The 19,240-nt window shown below is 69.4% G+C and carries 16 protein-coding genes and 1 pseudogene; 9 read left to right on the forward strand and 8 right to left on the reverse strand.

Annotated features, from left to right (window positions below; all coding sequences use genetic code 11):
- Window positions 1-8 precede the first annotated feature (8 nt).
- Together K9U41_RS15050 and K9U41_RS15055 are read left to right on the forward strand one after the other, a co-directional pair.
- Window positions 9-1,733, forward strand: a complete 1,725-nt coding sequence (locus tag K9U41_RS15050; RefSeq protein ID WP_282641677.1) for a family 2A encapsulin nanocompartment cargo protein cysteine desulfurase — start codon at window positions 9-11, stop codon at window positions 1,731-1,733.
- 541 nt (window positions 1,734-2,274) lie between these two features.
- The gene (locus K9U41_RS15055; protein ID WP_282641662.1) at window positions 2,275-3,285 is read left to right on the forward strand and encodes a DUF3616 domain-containing protein; all 1,011 of its coding nucleotides are present in this window, start codon (window positions 2,275-2,277) and stop codon (window positions 3,283-3,285) included.
- Window positions 3,286-3,575: 290 nt separating this feature from the next.
- Here K9U41_RS15055 and K9U41_RS15060 read toward each other — a convergent pair whose 3' ends face one another.
- From K9U41_RS15060 to K9U41_RS15095, 8 genes are all read right to left on the reverse strand, one after another.
- Window positions 3,576-4,337, reverse strand: a complete 762-nt coding sequence (locus K9U41_RS15060) for an SDR family NAD(P)-dependent oxidoreductase (RefSeq protein WP_282641678.1) — start codon at window positions 4,335-4,337, stop codon at window positions 3,576-3,578.
- 100 nt (window positions 4,338-4,437) lie between these two features.
- Window positions 4,438-5,157, reverse strand: a complete 720-nt coding sequence (locus tag K9U41_RS15065) for a nitroreductase (RefSeq protein WP_282641664.1) — start codon at window positions 5,155-5,157, stop codon at window positions 4,438-4,440.
- Complete coding sequence (locus K9U41_RS15070; protein ID WP_282641665.1) at window positions 5,154-5,891, reverse strand: FadR/GntR family transcriptional regulator; 738 nt, start codon at window positions 5,889-5,891, stop codon at window positions 5,154-5,156. Before K9U41_RS15070 ends, K9U41_RS15065 begins: the two co-directional genes overlap by 4 nt.
- Entirely contained in the window at window positions 5,875-7,536 is a 1,662-nt protein-coding gene (locus K9U41_RS15075; protein ID WP_282641666.1) for an acyl-CoA synthetase, read from the reverse strand. The genes K9U41_RS15070 and K9U41_RS15075 overlap by 17 nt, the downstream gene beginning before the upstream one ends.
- A 42-nt stretch (window positions 7,537-7,578) precedes the next feature.
- Window positions 7,579-8,781, reverse strand: coding sequence for a CaiB/BaiF CoA transferase family protein (locus tag K9U41_RS15080; RefSeq protein WP_282641667.1), 1,203 nt, complete (start codon window positions 8,779-8,781; stop codon window positions 7,579-7,581).
- Window positions 8,782-8,794: 13 nt separating this feature from the next.
- A complete protein-coding gene (locus tag K9U41_RS15085) occupies window positions 8,795-9,589 on the reverse strand; it encodes an SDR family NAD(P)-dependent oxidoreductase (RefSeq protein ID WP_282641668.1) in 795 nt (264 codons plus the stop codon).
- On the reverse strand, window positions 9,589-10,794 hold the full coding sequence (locus K9U41_RS15090) for an acyl-CoA dehydrogenase family protein (protein WP_282641669.1): 1,206 nt from the start codon (window positions 10,792-10,794) through the stop codon (window positions 9,589-9,591). Before K9U41_RS15090 ends, K9U41_RS15085 begins: the two co-directional genes overlap by 1 nt.
- A gap of 11 nt (window positions 10,795-10,805) precedes the next feature.
- Entirely contained in the window at window positions 10,806-11,951 is a 1,146-nt protein-coding gene (locus K9U41_RS15095) for a phosphotransferase family protein (protein WP_282641670.1), read from the reverse strand.
- Window positions 11,952-12,219: 268 nt separating this feature from the next.
- Between K9U41_RS15095 and K9U41_RS15100 the strand changes: the two genes are divergently transcribed.
- From K9U41_RS15100 to K9U41_RS15130, 7 genes and pseudogenes are all read left to right on the forward strand, one after another.
- Window positions 12,220-13,599, forward strand: coding sequence for an ABC transporter substrate-binding protein (locus K9U41_RS15100; protein WP_282641671.1), 1,380 nt, complete (start codon window positions 12,220-12,222; stop codon window positions 13,597-13,599).
- Between the two features lie 98 nt (window positions 13,600-13,697).
- The gene (locus tag K9U41_RS15105) at window positions 13,698-14,501 is read left to right on the forward strand and encodes an ABC transporter ATP-binding protein (protein ID WP_282641673.1); all 804 of its coding nucleotides are present in this window, start codon (window positions 13,698-13,700) and stop codon (window positions 14,499-14,501) included.
- 29 nt (window positions 14,502-14,530) lie between these two features.
- Window positions 14,531-15,391: pseudogene (locus K9U41_RS23970) on the forward strand (AMP-binding protein); the annotation flags it as partial.
- Between the two features lie 540 nt (window positions 15,392-15,931).
- Complete coding sequence (locus K9U41_RS23975; protein WP_432715803.1) at window positions 15,932-16,777, forward strand: ABC transporter ATP-binding protein; 846 nt, start codon at window positions 15,932-15,934, stop codon at window positions 16,775-16,777.
- Between the two features lie 11 nt (window positions 16,778-16,788).
- Window positions 16,789-17,679: a branched-chain amino acid ABC transporter permease gene (locus tag K9U41_RS15120; protein WP_282641674.1), complete on the forward strand. Its 891-nt coding sequence runs from the start codon at window positions 16,789-16,791 to the stop codon at window positions 17,677-17,679.
- 3 nt (window positions 17,680-17,682) lie between these two features.
- A complete protein-coding gene (locus K9U41_RS15125) occupies window positions 17,683-18,744 on the forward strand; it encodes a branched-chain amino acid ABC transporter permease (protein ID WP_282641675.1) in 1,062 nt (353 codons plus the stop codon).
- A 73-nt stretch (window positions 18,745-18,817) separates the two neighbouring features.
- Complete coding sequence (locus K9U41_RS15130) at window positions 18,818-19,129, forward strand: hypothetical protein (protein WP_282641676.1); 312 nt, start codon at window positions 18,818-18,820, stop codon at window positions 19,127-19,129.
- Window positions 19,130-19,240 lie beyond the last annotated feature (111 nt).

A 19,240-nucleotide genomic window follows, 5' to 3' on the forward strand; every position in this document is an offset into this window, starting at 1 on the left:
CGACGACGGTGCTCGCACCGCACCTGCCGGCGCCCCCACCCGCCGCCGCTCCGGACCTGCCGCCCGTCACCATTCCGTCCGTGGTGCCGACGCCAAACATTCCGGCGCCGAACGCACCGACGGCCATTGCCATCCCTGGCGTGCCGAGCGTGCCCCAGCCCGGCGGATCGCCGGCGTTCTCGCTGCCAGGCCTCGCCGCGCCGTTCGACTTCAACCCGGTGCCTTCCAGCCTCGGCAGCGTCGTCTCCCTCGATGCGCGGCGCCCGCCGGAATCGCCCGCGCTGCCCGCTCACGGTGTCGGAACCGAGGAAGACGGCTTCTATTTCCTGCGCGAGGCGCAAGCTCACGCGCCCGGCCGCGCCCCGGCGGGTGCCCCGCCCCAACCGGCCCCGCCTGATCCGTCGTTCGGCGGCACGGCGCCGGCCGTCGCCCGGCCGCTCGACTTCGGCACCCTCGCATCGGGCCTCAAGCCGGAACTCGTCCCCGACCTCGGCTCGGCGGCCCGGCCGTTCGACGCCTATTCCATCAAGCGGGATTTTCCCATCCTGCAGCAGACGGTTCACGGCAAGCCGCTGATTTGGCTAGATAATGCAGCCACGACCCAGAAGCCGCAGGCGGTGATCGACCGGCTCGCGCACTTCTACGAGCACGAGAATTCCAACATCCACCGCGCCGCCCACACCCTCGCCGCGCGGGCGACCGACGCCTATGAGGCGGCCCGCGAGAAAGTGCGGCGCTTCCTCAATGCCGGCTCGGTCAAGGACATCATCTTTGTGCGCGGGGCCACCGAGGGAATCAATTTCGTGGCCCAGACCTACGGCCGGCGCCACGTGAAGGAGGGCGACGAGATCGTCGTCACCCATCTGGAGCACCACGCCAATATCGTGCCCTGGCAGCAGCTCGCGGCCGAGAAGGGTGCCCGCCTCAGGGTCGCGCCGGTGGACGACACCGGGCAGGTGATCCTTGAGGAGTACGAGAAGCTGCTCGGCCCGCGCACCCGCATCGTCGCCCTGGCCCAGGTTTCCAACGCCCTGGGGACCGTGGTTCCGGTTCAGGAAATGGTCGCCATCGCCCACCGTCACGGCGCCTGCGCGCTGGTGGACGGGGCACAGTCGGTCTCCCACATGGCGGTGGACGTGCAGGCGCTCGACGCCGACTTCTTCGTCTTCTCGGGCCACAAGGTGTTCGGCCCCACGGGCATCGGCGTGGTCTACGGCAAAGCGGACGTGCTCGCCCATCTGCCCCCGTGGCAGGGCGGCGGCAACATGATCGCCGACGTCACCTTCGAGAAGACCATCTACAACGGCCCGCCGGAGCGGTTCGAGGCGGGCACCGGCAACATCGCCGACGCGGTCGGGCTCGGCGCCGCCATCGACTATGTCGAGGCCATCGGCATGGAGGTGATCGCCCGCTACGAGCACGATCTGCTCGTCTACGCCACCGAGCGCCTGCTGACCGTGCCCGGGCTGAAGCTGGTCGGGACCGCGCAGCACAAGGCGAGCGTGCTGTCCTTCGTGCTCGACGGCTGCCGCACCCAGGACGTGGGTACCGCCCTCGACCGGGAAGGCATCGCGGTGCGGGCCGGGCATCACTGCGCCCAGCCGATCCTGCGCCGCTTCGGGCTGGAGAGCACGGTGCGCCCCTCGCTCGCCTTCTACAATACGAAGGACGACGTGGACGCTTTGGAGAATGCCCTCAAGCGCATTCAGAGCAGCCGACAGCACAGGGGCTGAGCGGGCGGCGCACGTGGTCCGATCCTCCCGATCCGATCCTCCCGACCTGATCGGAAGAGATCCCGGCAAGAAGAGCCGGACAAGAAGAAGAGTTGGACAAGAGAAGCTGGCGCCGCGGCCCCTGCCCGAGGCGCCAGCTTGAACGCACCGGTCTCAGTGGGACAGTGCCGCCCACGCGCAAGCCTCTGCGCCCGCGGAACGTCCCCACCGAGGCGCACACGCCTTGTTCCGTGACTTCGCCTTCCTCCTGATGCCTCACTCTTCGCCATCGGGCGTACGGCCACCGGGCTTGCCATGGGTGCGCCGCTCCCAGCCGTTCAGTCTCCCGCCTGCGCCGGGCGTTCCCGGCCGCGTCACCCGACGGCGAGGCGGACCATGCCCGAAAGTGAGGCGAATCGATTGCCGGTGGCGCTTGGCGGGCGCAGACTTCGCCGGGATATGCAGGGAGACGCCTTTGGCCAGTTCTCGGATGATCTCGGTTGCCATGCACGCACGGCGCTCGCGCCTGCCCGGTGCCAGGAGGCGGGGGCGGGCGCCGGGTGTGGCCGCTGTGCTCGCCTTCCTGCTTGGCACAGCGGCGCCATTGCTGGCCCAGCAGAGCGCGGCGACCGTGCCGGAAGCCCGCGTCATCCGCGATCTCGTCCTCAAGGGCGATCTCGGCACAGGCAAGGAGAAACGCAGCCTCAGCGGCATCGCCTGCGCGCCGCCGCCCGGCCCCGGTCCGCGCGCCTGCATCCTGGTGGGCGACGAGAAGGATCTCATGTGGAGCGCGACGCTTGCGGGCGAAACCATCCGCCTCGATGCGCGCCTCCATCCGGCGCAGGCGGGCGCGGGCGAACTCGATCTGGAAGGCGCCACCTTTGCCGCCGCGCCGGAGGGCGGTGCTTATTACGTCACCGGCTCGCACGGGGCGTCGCGCTCCGAAGGTCAATACGAGGCCCGGCGCTTCCAGGTGTTCCGCATCCCGACCGATCCGACCACCGGCGCGATCGCCCCCGGCGGCATCACCTCCACGCGGGCCTTGGAAAATGTCATCGCCGCCATCCCCGGTCTTGCCCGGCTGGCGTGCCGGGAGGGCACGACCTGTGCTCGCCTCGACGCGGACGGCCTCAACATTGAGGGGATCGCCGCCCGCGACGGCGCGCTCTATTTCGGCCTGCGCAACCCCGCCACAGCGGGGGCGACCATCCTCAAGGTGCCGGCCAACGCCCTGTTCGCCGGGCCGGCGCCGAAGGCCGAAGTCCTGCGGGTGCAACTCGATGCCGGGATCGGCGTGCGCGACCTCGCGCCGGTGGCCGGCGGCTTCCTCATTCTCGCCGGCCTCGGCCGATCGGACGACCACCTTGCTGCGCGGCGCAGCGTGATCCATTTCTGGGACGGGCGGTCGGAGACAGCGAAACCCCTGGCGCAGATCACCTCCGCCGACGATGGCAAGCCGGAGGCGCTGCAGCTCATCACCGACAGCATCGCCGGCAAGCCCTATGAGGTGCTGGTGCTCATGGATGGCGTGAAGGACGGAGCGCCCAGGGTCTATGAGGTCCCGGCGCCCTGATGCCCCGATCCTCAACCGGGGGCGGGAGGCGGCGTGAGCATCCTTTGCCCGGCGCGTTGGCGCAGTCTGGCTTGCCGATCTCGCTGATGGCCCGCTGACAACCGAGGTGATGGAGGCATCACCCAACCGAGCGCAGGGGCCGAAAAGCCGTTTATTGTCTTGGAGTTGGGTGGCGCGCCGGCCGAAGTGCGGACCGCCGAGGGCAGTTAGGTTCCGCTCGCGATTTGAAGAGTGCCACCAACACACGCGCAGGCTCCGATCTGGGTGTCGCCCCGCGGTCGGAGCAGATGTCACCGAGCCAGCATTCTTAATCCGGCATCGAGCCGGAATACCGAGCCGTTCACCATCGGGTTGGCGACAATGCTGAGGACCATCTGGGCAAACTCGTCAGGCCGGCCGGGGCGCTTCGGGAATGGGATGGCATCGAAAACGCGGTCCTGCACCTCCTGCGTCATGGCCTCCACCATGGGTGTGCCGAACAGGCCGGGAGCGATGGCGGCGACGCGGATGCCGTGGCGCGCCAACTCCCGCGCGGCCGGCAGGGTGAGGGAGGCGACCCCGCCCTTGGAAGCGGCATAGGCGGCCTGGCCGATCTGCCCTTCATAGGCGGCGATGGAGGCCGTGTTGATGATGACGCCACGCTGGCCTTCGGCGTCCGGCGCGTTGCCTGTCATGGCGGCCGCAGCGAGGCGCAGCCAGTTGTAGGTGCCGATCAGGTTGATGCGCACGATGCGCTCAAATTCCACGAGAGAGCCGGGCCCGCCTCGATCAACGATACGCGCTCCGGGGGCGATGCCGGCGCAATTGACCAGCAGCCTCGGCACGCCGCAAACCGCGACAATGCGGTCGAACGCCGCTTCGGATGCCGCTGCGTCGGCGACATCGCAGGAGAGGGAAAGCGCCCCGGTCTCCCGGGCGAGATCCGCCATGCCCTCAGGCTGAAGGTCGATCAAGGCGAGCTGGGCGCCCCTTTCCGCCAGCAGGCGGGCGGTGGCTTTGCCGAGGCCGGAAGCGGCGCCGGTGACGATGGCGAGCGTGCCGGTGAGATCCATGTGGGACATGTCCTGTTTGGGGTTGGGACGTGCGCCATCCTTCGCACCGCCGGGGCGGTGCGTGCGGCGGTGGCGAGAGGTAGGGCCGTGGACCCGTCGTTCAGGCGAGCGTGTCGATGAAGCGCACGAAGCCTTCCAGGGGCTCGCGCTCGGTGTCGAAGCGGTTCTCCGGGGCGGCGGCGTCCGCGTATCCGAGCGCCATGCCGCACACCACCATCTGCGTGTCCGGAATGGCGAGGCGCCGGGCCATCACCGCCCCATAGGCGTTGAAGGCGGCCTGCGGGCAGGTATCGAGGCCGAAGCCGCGGGCGGCGATCATGATGTTCTGAAGAAACATGCCGTAGTCGAGCCAGGAACCGCGCTCCATGTCCCGGTCGATGGTGAAGGCGAGCCCCACCGGCGCATCGAAGAACAGGAAATTGCGGGCGTGCTGGCGGCGCATGCGCTCGCTGTCACCCTTGGCGATGCCCAGGGTGCCGTAGAGGTCCCAGCCCACCTTGCGGCGGCGGGCGAGATAGGGCTCGCGCCATTGGCGGGGATAGTAGGCGTATTCCTCCCGGCCCGGATCCCCGGCCAGCGACAGGGCGTGAAGCTCCCGCGTGAGGGCGGCGAGGGGCTCGCCCCGCAGCACGATCACCTGCCACGGTTGGATGTTCGAGCCCGACGGCGCGCGGGCACCGAGTTCCAGGATGCTGGCCAAGGTTTCGTCGGGCACCGGCGTCGGCAGGAAGGCGCGCACCGAGCGGCGCGAGCGGATGGCCTCTTCGGCGGTGGGCGCGATGCGGTCCGGAGCAGAGGGCGAGGAAAGGGGGGCGTTCATTTTCCGGGCATGTCCACGGGGGTTGCCATGTCGAGATTGGCGAGCTCGTAGCCGCGCTTGAAATCGAGGATATGCTTCTCCATCCACTCCCGCGCACGCTTTTCGTCATGGTCGCGGATGGCGGCGTAGATGGCCTCGTGGGCCACCAGCAGGCGCTCGCCGGCATTGAGGCGCGACATCACCTTCAGGAAGGGCGGGTAGAACAGCTCGGAGATCGGCATGCGCGCCATCTGGATGGCGCGGTTGCGGGTGGCGCGGGCGACCAGATCGTGGAACGCGATGTCCAGTTCGGTGAGGCTGGTGGAATCTTTCAGCGCCTTGCGCGTGGCTTCCAGGTTCCGCTCCAGATCCTGGACATCCTCCGCATCGCTGCGGTGGGCGGCGGAGGCGGCCGCGGCCGGCTCGAGGGCATACATGGCCTCCCACAATTCCTCGAATGTCACCTGGTGCAGCACCATGGCGGCGGTGAGGCGCTTGGAGATGTCGCCGGAATGGGGGATGGAGGCGTAGAGCTTCTTGCGCCCCGCCTCGCGCTTGACGAAGCCGTTCTGCTCCAGCACGCGGATGGCCTCGCGGATGGTGGAGCGGTTGACGCCCAGCTTCTCCGCGAGCCCCGCCTCGGAAGGCAGCAGGTCCCCCGGCGCGATCTCGCCCGACAGGATCTTGTCCTCGATGGTGCGGGCCACGAGGCGGAAGGCGGGCTCCACCAGCACCGGGTCAAGCGCGAGCGACATCTGGGACCGTCCTCTCGGCCGCGCGGGCCTTCTCCAAATCGCGCAGCACCTTGCGTTGCACCTTCCCGGTCATGGTCTTCGGCAGTTCGTCGATGAAGGCGATGGCGCGGGGATATTTGTAGGGAGCGGTGACACGCTTCACGTGATCCTGCAAGGCGGCCACCAGGGCGGCGTCCCCGACGAAGCCGGCGCGCAGCACCACGAAAGCCTTCACGATCTCGCCCCGCTCGTCGTGGGGGGCCGCGACCGCCGCGCATTCCTGCACCGCCGGATGGTCGAGCAGCGCATTCTCCACCTCCGAGGGGCCGATGCGGTAGCCGGCCGAGTTGATCACGTCGTCATTGCGGCCGCGATGGTAGAAATAGCCGTCCGCGTCCACCGTGCCGAGGTCGCCGGTGACGAACCAGCGGCCCTCCGGCCCCTCCACATGGGCGCTCGCAGTGCGCTCGGGTTCGTCGAGATAGCCCAGCATCATCTGCGGGTTCGGGGTGAGAATGGCGATGTCCCCCTCTGCCCCCGGCGGCAGGCGGCGGCCCGTGTCGTCGATGATGGCGAGGTCGAGCCCCGGCAGCGGCTTGCCCATGGAGCCCTCCCGCGTCGGCACGCAGGGATAGTTGAGCAGCGTCATCAACGTCTCGGTCTGGCCGTAGGCTTCCAGGATGGGGATGCCGGTGGCCTTTTGCCAGCGCGCCGCCACCGCCGGGTTCAGCGTCTCGCCGGAAGAGACGGTGTGGCGCAGGCGCGAGAGGTCGTGCTCGGCGACGCCCGCATCCACCACGCGGAACAGCTCGGTGCCCGGCGCGCAATAGACGGTGACACCGTATTTCTCCAGCAAGCGCAGGCGCTCTTTCGGGTCGAACGGGCCGTCATAGAAGAAGCTCGCGGCGCCGCAGCTCCACGGGCCGAACAGGATGGAGGTGCCGGCCTTGCTCCAGCCGGTGTCGGCGGTGCACCAGATGGTATCGCCGCGCCGCAGGTCCAGCCAATGGATGGCCGAGCCGCGCCACGCATAGAGGCCTCTGGCGGCATGGAGCACGCCCTTCGGCTGCCCTGTGGAGCCGGAGGTGTAATAGAGGACGGCTGGATCGTCCGCCGCCACTTCGACCGGCACGAAGGCCTCGTCTCCCGCCGCCAGCGCCTCCGCCAGCGCCTCGAAGCCCGGCGCGTCGCCAAGGGCAAGGCGCACCGGCACCTCGCCCATCACGTCCGCGAACTTCTCCGCATGCTCGGCGCGGGCGATGATGGCGCGCACCCCCGCGTGGCGCACGCGATAGACGATGTCCTTGGCGGTGAGCATCTCGATGGAGGGGATAGGCACCGCCCCGAGCTTCAGGCAGCCGACCATGGCCACCTGCCATTCGGGGATGCGCGGCAGCATCACCAGCACCCGGTCGCCCTTCCTCACCCCTCGCGCCGCCAGCGCCGAGGCGAAGCGGGCGGTGAGGCGCGCCATGTCGGAGAAGGAGAAGCGCCGCTCCTCCCCCGCCGCATTGGCCCAGATGAGGGCGGTGCCATCCGCCGTGTGGGCGAAATGGTCCACCACGTCGGCGCCGAAGTTGAAGGTCTCCGGCACCTGCCAGCGGAAGGTGCGGGCCGTCGCGGCATAGTCGGTCATGTTGGGGGCCATGGTTTCCTCCCGGAGCATTGCGCTCTCTTGCTTGCAGATCACCTGCTCAAGTCACTTGGCTCAAATCACCTTGCCGGCCTTCAGCGCGGCGATGTCGTCTTCGCCGTAGCCGAGGCCCGCAAGCACAGCGCCCGTGTGCTCGCCGAGCAGCGGCGGCGGCGAACGCAGGGTGCAGGGCGTGCCGGAATATTTCACTGGAAAGCCGATCTGCGGAATGGTGCCTTCCACCGCATGCTCCATGGAGAGCAGCATCTGCCGGTGCTGCGCATGGGGATCGGCGAACGCCTCTTCCATAGACAACACCGGGCCGAAGGGAATATCGGCGGGTTCCAGCTCCGCCACCCATGCATCGCGCGGTTTCTGCGCGAAGAGGTCGGCGAGGATCTGCTTCTGCGCGACCTCCCGCTCGTCCTGCGGCCATTGCTCGTCCTTCAGGTCGGGCAGGCCGACGGCATCGCAGAAGCGATGCCAGAAATGCGGCTCGATGAGGCCCAGCGCCACGTATTTCCCATCCGCGCAGGCATAGACGTTGTAGCAGGGCGCCTGGCCGATGAAGGGGCGCTCGCCCCCCTTCGGCTCGATGCCGGCGAACAGGTGGTCCGCGCCGTGGAGCGCCAGCCAGGAGATGGCGCCGTCGTGCATGGACACGTCCACGAACTGGCCCCGGCCCGTGGTGGCCCGCGACAGCAGCGCGGCCAGGATGCCGGTGGAGGCCATGAGCGAGCCGCCGCCCACATCGGCAATGGACAGGCCCGGCACGATGGGGCCTTCCCCGGCCTTGCCGAACAATTGCAGCGCGCCGGCCTCGGCGAGGTAGTTGAGGTCGTGGCCCGGCTTCAGCCGGCTCGGCCCGTCCTGCCCGTAGCCGGAGATGGCGCAATAGACGAGCCGCGGGTTGAGGGCGGACAGGTTCTCGTAGCCGAGGCCGAGGCGGTCCATGACGCCCGGCCGGAAGCCTTCCAGCAACACGTCGGCCTCTTCCACCAGCTTCAGGAGGATGGCGCGGCCTTCCTCGGCCTTCAGGTTCAGCGTCAGGCTTTTCTTGTTGCGGTTGAGCAGCAGGAAGGAGCCCGATTCCGCCCGGTTCAGCGGCGGGAAGGTGCGGTTGTAGTCGCCTCCTTCGGGCTGCTCGATCTTGAGCACGTCGGCGCCGAGGTCCGCCAGCATCAGCGAGCAGAAGGCGCCGGGCAGGAGGCGGGTGAGGTCCAGCACCTTCAGGCCGGCGAGGGCGAGGGGGGCTGCGGTGGGGGTCAGGGCGTTCATGGGATATCCGGGATCAGGCGGCAGTCCAGCCGCCATCCACCGCCAGCGAGGCGCCGGTGATGTAGGAGGCTGCAGGCGAGGCGAGGAACAGGCAGGCGCCAACCAGCTCCTGCGGGTGCCCGAAGCGCCCCATGGGGGTGCGGGCGGTGACGCGCTCGGCGAGCTTGGGGTTGTGGCGCAGGCCCTCGGTGAGGTCGGTTTCGAAATAGCCGGGGCCGACGGCATTCACCCGCACACCCTTCTTCGCCCATTCGAGGGCGAGCTGGCGAGTCATCACCTCCACCCCGCCCTTGGCGGCGCAATAGGCGGTGGTCCGCGCAAGGCCCACCCGCCCGGCGACGGACGTGACGTTGACGATGGCACCCTCGCCCTGCGCCAGCATCACCCGGCCGGCGGCGCGGGCGGCGAGGAAGACGCCGGTGAGGTTGGTGTCCACCACCGCGCGCCATTCATCGAGGCTGGTGTCTTCGGCGGCCTTGTACCAGGGATTGATGCCGGCATTGTTGACGAGAGCATCGATGCGACCGTGGCGCTCCACCACCGCGCGGCACAGCGCGTCCACGTCGTCCTCGCGGGATACATCGGCGGCGCAGCCTTCCGCCGCGCCGCCCTGCGCGGCGATGGCGACGGCGGCCTCCTCCACGGTGGCGGCGGTGCGGCCGGTGAGCACCACACGGGCGCCGGCGGCGGCGAAGCCCTCCGAGATGGCGCGGCCGAGGCCCCTCCCCCCGCCAGTGACGATGACGATCTTGCCCTGAAGGCCGGCGACGGGCGGCGCAGCGCCGGGCATGGCGATAGCGATGCTCATCACGCCGCCCTTCCGGCCGGCACGGCGGCTGCGGTCGCGGTTCGCGCGAGGCGCCGGGCGATGTTCCAGCGATGCACCTCGGACGGGCCGTCATAGATGCGGAAGCCGCGCACGTCGCGGAAGATGCGCTCCACCTCCGTGTCCCGGGTCATGCCGAGCCCGCCGAGCACCTGGAGGGCGCGGTCCACCACGCGGAAGATGGCCTCCGAGGCGAACACCTTCACCATGGAGCTTTCGACGTTCGCCTTCTGGCCCTGGTCCAGCAACCAGGCGGCGTGGCGGATGGCGAGGCGGGTGGTGTGGAGGTCGATCTCGTTGTCGGCGAGCATGAAGCCCACGCCCTCGTGGGACAGCAGCGTGCCGCCGAACGCCTCGCGACGCGACGCATAGTCGGTGGCGATATCGTGGGCGCGCCGCGCCGCGCCGAGCCAGCGCATGCAATGGGTGAGGCGCGCCGGCACGAGCCGCGCCTGGGCATAACGGAAGCCCTCGCCCACCGCGCCCAGAACGTCCGTGGCGGGAATACGCAAATTCTCCAGAGCCACCTCCGCATGGCCGCCGGTGAAGGAACTGTCGAGGGTGTCGAGGGCGCGGGTGATGCGGAAGCCCGCCGCCGGCAGACCGGTGAGGAACATGGTGGCACCCACGTCCCGGCCGTCAATGAGCGTGCGCGCCATGACGATGGCGAAAGCGGCGCCCTCGGCACCGGTGATGAGCCACTTCAAGCCGTTGACGACGAAGTGGTCGCCCTCCTTCACCGCTGTGGTCTTCATGAGGGAGGGGTCGGCGCCGGCGCCCGGATGGGGCTCGGTCATCAGGAAGCAGGAGCGGTTCTCCCCCGCCGCCATGGGCGCGAGGAAGCGCGCGTTCTGCGCCGGGCTCGCCACCTCGGCGAGGAGGTGCATGTTGCCTTCGTCCGGCGCGGCGATGTTGAGCGCCACGGGACCGAGCATGGAATAGCCAGCGGCCTCGAACACCACCGCCTTGCCGAGATGCGAGAGGCCGAGCCCGCCCCATTCGCGCGGCACGTGTGGGCTCAGCAATCCGGCGGCGCGGGCCTTCTCGACAAGGTCGAGGCGCAGGTCGTCGGTGGGGCCGTGGGCGGTGCGGCGGGGGTCGGCCTCGAAGGGCAGGAGCTCCTCCCGCACGAAGGCTGCCGTCCGGACCTCCAGCGTCGCGAGCTCTTGGGGAAGTGCAAAATCCATGGGGCGTCGCCTCAGAATGTCTTGTCGTTGACGATATCGAGGGTGAAGTCGAACAGCGCTTCGGCGAGCTGGCCGAAGCCGGCATAGCGCGGGTCCGCCGTCTCGCCGGCCAGATGCCGGGCGTGGAGCTGGTGGAACACCACGCCGAGCTTCAGCATGGTGAGCACCCGGTAGGGCTTGAGCTGCCTGAGGTCCCGCCCCGTGGCGCGAGCGTAGGCCTGCGCCGCCTCCGCGCGGGTCAGGAAACCGGGATGAGCCGTGGGCATCTGCGCCAGCTGGTGCATGCACGGCGGATCGCCCGGCTCGGTCCAGTAGCTGAGCAGGGTCGCGAGGTCGAACAGCGGATCACCGCGCGTGCCCATGTCCCAGTCCACCACGGCGACGGGCGCGCGGGTCGAAGGATCAAGCAGCACGTTGTCGAGCTTGAAGTCGTTGTGCAGCAATGTCGGCGCCGCTGCATCCGCCACCTCGGCGGCGGCGAGCCATGCGGCCACGGCGCGAGCGGCAGGCGAGAGCGCGCCCTGCGCCACCCGCTCGGCGCGGCCGATCCAGCCTGCGGCAGTGCGGGCGAAGAAGCCGGCGGGCCGGCCGAGATCGCCGAGGCCCACGCGGCTCGGGTCCACCGCATGGATGGCCGCGAGCGTCTCCACCAGCAGGCGCGAGACGGCGGCGCCGGTCTCCGCCGTGGCGGGGAAGGGGGCGAGGCTGTCGCCGCGCAGGGCAATGCCATTGCGGAATTCGAGGAGCTGGAACGGCGCGCCGGCGACCCCGGCATCGGCGCACAGATGCAGGCTGCGGGGCGCCAGCGGCAGCTCCCGCCAGAGGCTGGAGAGGATGCGGTGCTCGCGCGCCATGTCGTGGGCGCCGGGGGGGAGCGGGCCGTCTGGAGGGCGCCGAAGCACCGCCCAGCCGTCCGCCACACGGACGAGGAAGTTGAGGTTGGCCAGCCCGCCCGCGAACTGGCGCGGCGCGAAGGCGTGATCCAGCGCGATGCCGTGGTCCACAAGATGGATGGCCACCGCATCCCAGTCGAGCACCCGGCTCTCCGCACGGCTGCGCAGGGCAACGCCCGGCGGTGGCAACAAGGCCTGCCGCCCAAGGGCCACGGCCGACGCGTCGCCCTCTTCCTGAGACGACGACGTGAGACCAGGAGGCATGCGTTCGGCTTCGACCATGAGGCACCGGTGTTCGGACGTTTTGTCGGACCAAAATTGTCCGACTGAAATTCTGCGGTCAAGGGAAAAATCGTCGCTGCATCGCAGCGCGGATGACGCCATATCTCGTGAAAATATAGCTATAATAACGACTTTGTTCGAGATTCAGCAGTTGGCGACGATCTATTGACGATTCCTCGTCCTTCGATTTATGGTCCGATCATCATATCAAAAATGCCGGACCAAATACCGGCCTCGGGAGGAAACGCCAATGTCTCGAAGCCCTGGCACGCGCCGCGTGCCGACCCTTGCGTTCGCCTGCGCCCTCGGCGTCGCGGCCTTCACCGCCGCTGTATCCCTGCCTGTCTCCGCCCAGTCGCCTGCCCCCGGGGCGGGCAAGCCGATGGAGCAGTTCGTGCCCATCGCCATCTACCGCACCGGCCCCTACGCGCCGGGCGGCTCCGGCATCTACGGCGCCTATGCGGACTATCTCGCGCTGGTGAACGCCCGCGACGGTGGGGTGAACGGCGTGAAGCTCGTCTACGAGGAGTGCGAGACCGGCTATCAGCCCGACCGCATGATCGAGTGCTACGAGCGCCAGAAGGGGAAGGGCCCCACCGGCGCCGCCGCCTTCACGCCCTCCGGTACGGGCGGCGTCTACGCCCTCATCGACCGCATGACGGCGGACAAGATCCCCTCGGTCACCATCGGCTACGGGCGCACGGATTCCTCCGACGGGCGGGTGTTCCCCTATTTCTTCCCGCTCATCTCCAATTACTGGAGCGAGAACACCGCCACCATCCGCTACATCGCCGAGCGCGAGGGCGGGCTCGAGAAGCTGAAGGGCAAGCGCATCGCCAACGTGGTGATGGATTTCGCCGCCGGCCGCGAGACCCAGGCCATCCTCGATGCCCAGGCCAAGCGCTACGGATTCGAGGTGACCACCTTCCCCATCACCCCGCCGGGGCTGGACCAGCGGGCCGTGTGGCTGCAGGTGCGCCAGTATCGCCCGGACTGGGTGCTGTTCCGTGGCTGGGGTGCCGCCACTCCCACCGGCATCAAGGAAGCCGCCCGCGCCGGCATCGCCCGCGACCGCATCATCGGCTGGTGGTGGTCGGGCTCGGAGGAAGACGTGACGCCCGCGGGCGATGCGGCAAAGGGCTTCATCACCGCCCAGTTCCACGCCACCGGGCCGAACTATCCGGTGTTCGAGGACATCAAGAAATACGTCTATGCCAAGGGCGCCGGCAACGTGGAGGAGAACCGCATCGGCTCGGTCTACTACGTCCGCGGCGTGCTCCACGGCGTCGCCGTGACCGAGGCCATGCGCACCGCCATGGCGAAGTTCGGCAACCGCCCGCTCACCGGCGACGAGGTGCGCTGGGGCCTCGAGCATCTGGTGATGACGGCCGACCGCATCAAGGAACTGGGCCTCGAAGGCCTGATGCCGGAAATCAAGGTCACCTGCGCCGACCACGAGGGCGACGGCGCCATCCGCTTCCAGCAATGGGACGGCGCCAAATGGGTGATGATCTCCGACTGGATCAAGTCGGACCAGTCCATGGTGCGCCCGCTGATCGAGGCCTCGGCGGCCCAGTTCGCCAAGGAAAAGGGCATCACGGCGCGCGACTGCGCCAGCGAGACCAACTGAGCCCGTCCGCTCCACCCACGACCCCATCACAAACCGACGCGCCGGAGCGCGGGCTTTGCCCGCCCCGGTGCCGGAACCATCCCAGGGAGAGGCGCGCCATGAACGAGCAAGGCCCCTTGCTGTCCATCGCCGGCATCGAGGTGATGTATTCCCGTCTCGCGCTGGTCCTGCGCGGCCTGTCGCTCAGCGTGCCGAGGGGCGGCATCGTCGCCCTGCTGGGCGCCAATGGGGCGGGCAAGACCACCACCATGAAGGCGGTGGCCAACCTCCTGCGCTCCGAGCGGGGCGAGGTGACGCGTGGCGCCATCCATTATGACGGCGCGCGCATCGACGGGCTCGACGCTTCCGACCTTGCCCGGCGCGGCCTCTCCCTGGTGATGGAGGGGCGGCACGCCTTCGGCACCCTGTCGGTGGAGGACAATCTGAAGGTCGGCGCCTTCTCCCGCCGCGACCGCGCCGTGGGCGACAGCCTCGACATGGTCTACCGCTATTTCCCCCGCCTGAAGGACCGCCGGCACCAGGCCGCCGGCCTCCTCTCCGGCGGCGAGCAGCAGATGTGCGTCATCGGCCGCGCCCTCATGGCCCGCCCGCGCATGATCCTGCTCGACGAGCCCTCCATGGGCCTCGCGCCACTGCTGGTGGAGGAGATCTTTTCCATCATGCGGCAGCTCAACGCGGAGGAAGGCATGACCTTCCTCCTCGCCGAGCAGAACGCCTCCGTCGCCCTGCGCTATGCCACCTACGGCTATCTCGTGGAGAGCGGCCGCGTGGTGCGCGAAGGCCCCGCAGCGGCGCTCGCCGCCGATCCCGAAATCCGCGCCTCCTATCTCGGGCTTGATGCCTCCGCCGAGCCGGGCGGCGCGACCCTTGCCGCCCGTCGGCGCCCGCGCTGGCTCTCCTGACCTCCATGGCCGAAGGGACCCTTCCTCCCATGAACCATGCCCTCGACCATGCCGCGTTCGGCACCCGGCTGACGGACGCGCCCCCCGGCGAAACCCTGCCCGGCGCCCTCCTCGCAGCCGCCCGCCGCCATGCCATGCGCCCGGCCTTGCGCCACAAGACGGGCGGCATCTGGCGCACGTGGACGTTCGCGGATTATCTCGCCCGCACCGCCGCCATGGCCCGCCTGCTCGACGGCGCGGGCTTCACCGGCGCGGGCCTGCTGGTGAGCGTGGGCGAGAACCGGCCGGAGCTCTATGCCGCCGCCCTCGGAGCCCAAGGCCTCGGCGCCGCCGTGATGCCGCTCGGGCCGGAATTCCTGCGCCGGTTCGGGGCGCCGGAGGGCGAGCCCGCCCTGGTCCTGTGCGAGAACGAGGAGGCCGCCCGCGCGTGGCGCGCCGTAAGCCGCGCCAGCGTGCCGGTACTGCGCCTCGACGAGCTGGGACCATCACCGGAAGAGGCCCGCGAGGATGGCATCGCCTGGTTCGCCTGGCGCGCCGCCACCGTCGACGGCGACCAGACCGCGCTCATCCTGCACACGGACGGCGCGGACGGGCCGCCCCGCCCCGTGGCGCACTCCCACCGGCGCCTCCTTGCCGCCGGCAAGGCTGCGGTGTCGCGGCTGGAGCTTGTGTCATCCGACCGGCTCATGGCCTTCCTGCCCGCCTCCGGCATCACGGACGCGGCCGGCAGCCTCGTGCAGCCGCTCCTGTCGGGCTGCTGCGTGCATTGCGTGGAAGGGCCGGCGAGCTTCCCCATCGACCTCAGGGAGGTGGCGCCCACCGTGCTGCCCGCGCCCGCCCGCGTGTTCGAGCTGATCGACCGCGATGCCGGTCGCCGGCTTGCGGGCGGCGGGCCGCTGGTGCGGGCACTCGCCCGTGCGGCGGAGATGGGCGCTCCCGGCGCCGGCATCGCCTTCGCGGCGCCGCTGCGCAACACCCTCGGAATCAGCGCCTGCCGCCTCGCCTTCGTCACCTCCGGCGAACTGGAGCCGGCCGCCGTCACCCGCCTCATGGCTTTCGGCCTGCCGCTGGACACCGACCTCGGCCTTTCCGAGGACGGCAGCCCGTTTTCCCGCACCGGCATGCCGACCGACGCGGCAAGCCTGCTGCGGCGCGTGGAAGCCCTGCTGCGCAGCGAGCCTGGCATCGACCGCACCCGCATCACCCGCGATGCCACGGGTCTGCGGGCGCGCATCGCGCCCGCCCCCATTGCCGGCGACACGGAGGATGGCGCCGCCGCCCGCGCCCGCGCCGCTACGGCGGTGGAGCGGGTGAATGCCCGCCTCGTTGCGGAGAGCCACGGGGCGCCTGTCTCCATCACCGCGCTGGAGCTGGCGCCAGACGGCTTCGGCCCGCACGAGCTGACGCTGGAGGGCGACGTGCGCCGTGCCATGCCCGCCGCCGTTGTCCTAGCGGCCGACGACGCCCGGATCGAGCGCGCCTCCCGCGCACCGGGAAAGGTGCTCATGGCGGTGAGCGGCGTGGCGGTGGCGTTCGGCGGCGTGAAGGCTCTCACGGACGTTTCGCTCGCCATCCATGAGGGAGAGATCCTCTCCATCATCGGGCCGAACGGGGCGGGCAAGACTTCGCTGCTCAACGTCATCAACGGCGTCTACCACCCGCGCGCCGGCTCCATCACCTTCGCCGGCAAGGTGCGCGCCCGCATGCGCCCGGCCTTCGCCGCGCGCTCCGGCATCGGCCGCACCTTCCAGCACGTCTCCCTGTTCAAGGGCATGAACGTGATCGACAACGTGCTGGTGGGCCGCGCCGCCCGCTTCAGGGGCACGCTTCTCGGCAAGCTGCTGCGCCTGCCTTCCACCGCCGCGGAGGAGCGCCGCGAGCGGGAGGCGGCGGAGCGCATCCTCGCCTTCCTGGAGCTGGAGCACCTGCGCAAGGCGCCGGTGGCGAGCCTGCCCTACGGCGTCCAGAAGCGCGTTGAGCTCGCCCGCGCGCTCGCCACCGAGCCGCGCCTGCTGCTGCTGGACGAGCCCATGGCCGGCATGACCCACGAGGAGAAGCGCGACATGTGCGGCTTCATCCGCCGGGTCAACGAGAGTTTCGGCACCACCATCCTCATCATCGAGCACGACATCGGCGTGGTGATGGGCCTGTCCGACCGCGTCGTGGTCCTCAACTACGGCCGCAAGATCGCCGACGGCACGCCGGCCGAGGTGCGCGCCGACCGCGAAGTCATCGCCGCCTATCTCGGCTCCGCCGCCGTGGGCGCGGCCGCCTGAAGGAACAGCAGATGAGCGATTTCTCCTTCTTTCTCGAAGTGGTGGTGGGCGGCCTGCTCTCCGGCGTCATGTACACGCTGGTGGCGCTGGGCTTCGTGCTCATCTTCAAGGCCTCGGGCGTGTTCAACTTCGCCCAGGGCGCCATGGTGCTGTTCGCGGCGCTGACCTTCGTGGGCTTCCTGGAATTCGGCCTGCCCATGTGGGCCGCCTTCCTCCTGGCGCTGGCCGCCATGCTGGTGCTGGCGGTGGCCATCGAGCGCACGGTGCTGCGCCCGCTTGTCGGGCAGGATCACATGATCCTGTTCATGGCCACCATCGGCCTGTCCATCTTCCTGGAGGGCTTCGCCCAGCTCATCTGGGGCACGCGGGTGCGCGGGCTGGACCTCGGCATCTCCGACGAACCCGTGGAGATCGCCGGCATCCTGGTGTCCCAGTTCGATCTCTCCGCCGCGGTCATGGCCGCGGTGCTGGTGGCGGTGCTCTCGGCCTTCTTCTCCTACACCAAGATCGGCCGCGCGCTGCGCGCAGTGGCCGACGACACCCAGGCGGCGCAGGTGGCGGGCGTGCCGCTCGGCTTCATCTGGGCGGTGGTGTGGGGCGCGGCGGGCTTCATCGCGCTGGTCGCAGGCCTCGTCTGGGGCGCCCGGCTCGGGGTGCAGTTCGCGCTCACCCTGGTGGCGCTCAAGGCGTTGCCGGTGATGATCCTCGGCGGCTTCAACTCCATCGCCGGCGCCATCGTGGCGGGGCTCGTCATCGGCGTCTCGGAGAAGCTCGCCGAAATCTATCTCGGCCCGTTCGTGGGCGGCGGCATCGAGAACTGGTTTCCCTATGCGCTTGCCATCGCTGTCCTCCTCATTCGCCCGGCCGGCCTGTTCGGCGCTGCCCGCATCGCGAGGGTCTGACCCATGTTCTACCGTGACGCCGGGGAGCTGAAGACCTCGTACGCCCAGGAACAGGCCATCTTCCCCGTGGCCCTCGACCGCCGGGCGGTTATCGGCGTCGTCTGCGCGGGCGCGCTGATGCCGCTGGTGGCGGGGCCCTATTGGCTCGGCTCCATCCTGCTGCCGTTCCTGATCCTGTCGCTCGCCGCCATTGGGCTCAACATCCTCACCGGCTATGCCGGCCAGCTCTCCCTCGGCTCCGGCGCCTTCATGGCGGTGGGGGCCTATGCGGCGGTGAACCTCGTCATCCGCCTGCCCATGCTGCCCTTCCCGGTCTCCTTCGCGCTGGCGGGGCTGGTGGCGGGCGCCGTGGGGCTCGCCTTCGGGCTGCTGTCGCTGCGCATCCGCGGCTTCTACGTGGCGGTGGCAACGCTTGCCGCGCAATTCTTCATCGAATGGATCTGCACCCACATTCCGTGGCTGGTGCTGAACACCCCCTCTGGCGTCGTTTCCACCCCGACGCTCTTTTTATTCGGCTTCGCCTTTTCGTCGGTGCCGTCGCGCTACCTCGTGGCATTCGTGGCGGTGGTGGTCCTCGCACTGCTTGCCAAGAACCTCGTCCGCTCCTCCGCCGGCCGCGCGCTGATGGCGGTGCGCGACCACGAGACGGCGGCGGAGCTGACCGGCGTCGACACCGCCCGCGCCAAGCTCACCGCCTTCGCCGTGTCGGGCTTCTATTGCGGGGTGGCGGGGGCGCTCTGGAGCTTCCTCTATCTCGGCACCGTGGAGATCGAGGCCTTCTCGCTCCACCGCTCGTTCCAGATCCTGTTCATGATCATCATCGGCGGTCTCGGCTCCATCCTCGGTTCGTTCCTCGGCGCGGCCTTCATCGTGCTGCTGCCGGTGGCCATCGCCAACGCGGCCGTGCTGTTCGGCGGGGCGCTGAAGCCCGACGTGCTCGCCAATCTCGAACTGATGATCTTCGGCGCCCTCATCGTGTCCTTCCTGATCATCGAGCCGAACGGCCTTGCCCGCCTCGCGGTGAAGGCAAAGGAACGCCTGCGCCGCTGGCCGCTGGCCTATTGAGACTTGGCTCATGGTGCCCCGCACATCAGGCGAATGACGCGCATCAAGGCGCGCAAAACAGGAGGAAACGCCCATGAAGAAAGACTTCGGCCGCCTCGCGGTGGCGGCGATGATGACACTCGCACCCATCGTTGCCGCTCCGGCGCCCGCGGCAGCAGAAGAGCTGCGGCTCGTCTTCGACATCCCGCTCAACCATCCGCGCGTTCCCTATTTCACGGCCATGGCCGATGCTGTGGCGAAGTCGACCTCGGGTCGGTTGACGCTGGCCACGAACCCGGGCGGCACCATCTATCCAGGCTTTGCCTCCATCGAGGCGCTGAAGGATGGGAAGGCCGAACTCACCTTCGTCAACGCCGCGAACCTTGAGCGTGTTGATTTCCACTGAGAGTTGACCCGGTAGGCACGGATTTTTCCATCGAGAAGTGACCCATGTTTTCACCACGTCTCACGCGGCATCGCGGGGGACAGCGGAGTGATCGACATGGAGTTATTGAGC

This window comes from Xanthobacter autotrophicus (assembly GCF_029991245.1).
Lineage (GTDB): Bacteria > Pseudomonadota > Alphaproteobacteria > Rhizobiales > Xanthobacteraceae > Xanthobacter > Xanthobacter autotrophicus_C.

Coding starts and splice junctions, on each gene's coding strand:
- K9U41_RS15060 (WP_282641678.1), bottom strand. CDS start 4,337: ATGGATCTCACCGGCACGCTCGCCATCGTCACCGGCGCCGCTTCCGGC.
- K9U41_RS15065 (WP_282641664.1), bottom strand. CDS start 5,157: ATGAACGCCCCCCTTTCCTCGCCCTCTGCTCCGGACCGCATCGCGCCC.
- K9U41_RS15070 (WP_282641665.1), bottom strand. CDS start 5,891: ATGTCGCTCGCGCTTGACCCGGTGCTGGTGGAGCCCGCCTTCCGCCTC.
- K9U41_RS15075 (WP_282641666.1), bottom strand. CDS start 7,536: ATGCTCCGGGAGGAAACCATGGCCCCCAACATGACCGACTATGCCGCG.
- K9U41_RS15080 (WP_282641667.1), bottom strand. CDS start 8,781: ATGAACGCCCTGACCCCCACCGCAGCCCCCCTCGCCCTCGCCGGCCTG.
- K9U41_RS15085 (WP_282641668.1), bottom strand. CDS start 9,589: ATGAGCATCGCTATCGCCATGCCCGGCGCTGCGCCGCCCGTCGCCGGC.
- K9U41_RS15090 (WP_282641669.1), bottom strand. CDS start 10,794: ATGGATTTTGCACTTCCCCAAGAGCTCGCGACGCTGGAGGTCCGGACG.
- K9U41_RS15095 (WP_282641670.1), bottom strand. CDS start 11,951: ATGCCTCCTGGTCTCACGTCGTCGTCTCAGGAAGAGGGCGACGCGTCG.
- K9U41_RS15100 (WP_282641671.1), top strand. CDS start 12,220: ATGTCTCGAAGCCCTGGCACGCGCCGCGTGCCGACCCTTGCGTTCGCC.
- K9U41_RS15105 (WP_282641673.1), top strand. CDS start 13,698: ATGAACGAGCAAGGCCCCTTGCTGTCCATCGCCGGCATCGAGGTGATG.
- K9U41_RS23975 (WP_432715803.1), top strand. CDS start 15,932: ATGCCCGCCGCCGTTGTCCTAGCGGCCGACGACGCCCGGATCGAGCGC.
- K9U41_RS15120 (WP_282641674.1), top strand. CDS start 16,789: ATGAGCGATTTCTCCTTCTTTCTCGAAGTGGTGGTGGGCGGCCTGCTC.
- K9U41_RS15125 (WP_282641675.1), top strand. CDS start 17,683: ATGTTCTACCGTGACGCCGGGGAGCTGAAGACCTCGTACGCCCAGGAA.
- K9U41_RS15130 (WP_282641676.1), top strand. CDS start 18,818: ATGAAGAAAGACTTCGGCCGCCTCGCGGTGGCGGCGATGATGACACTC.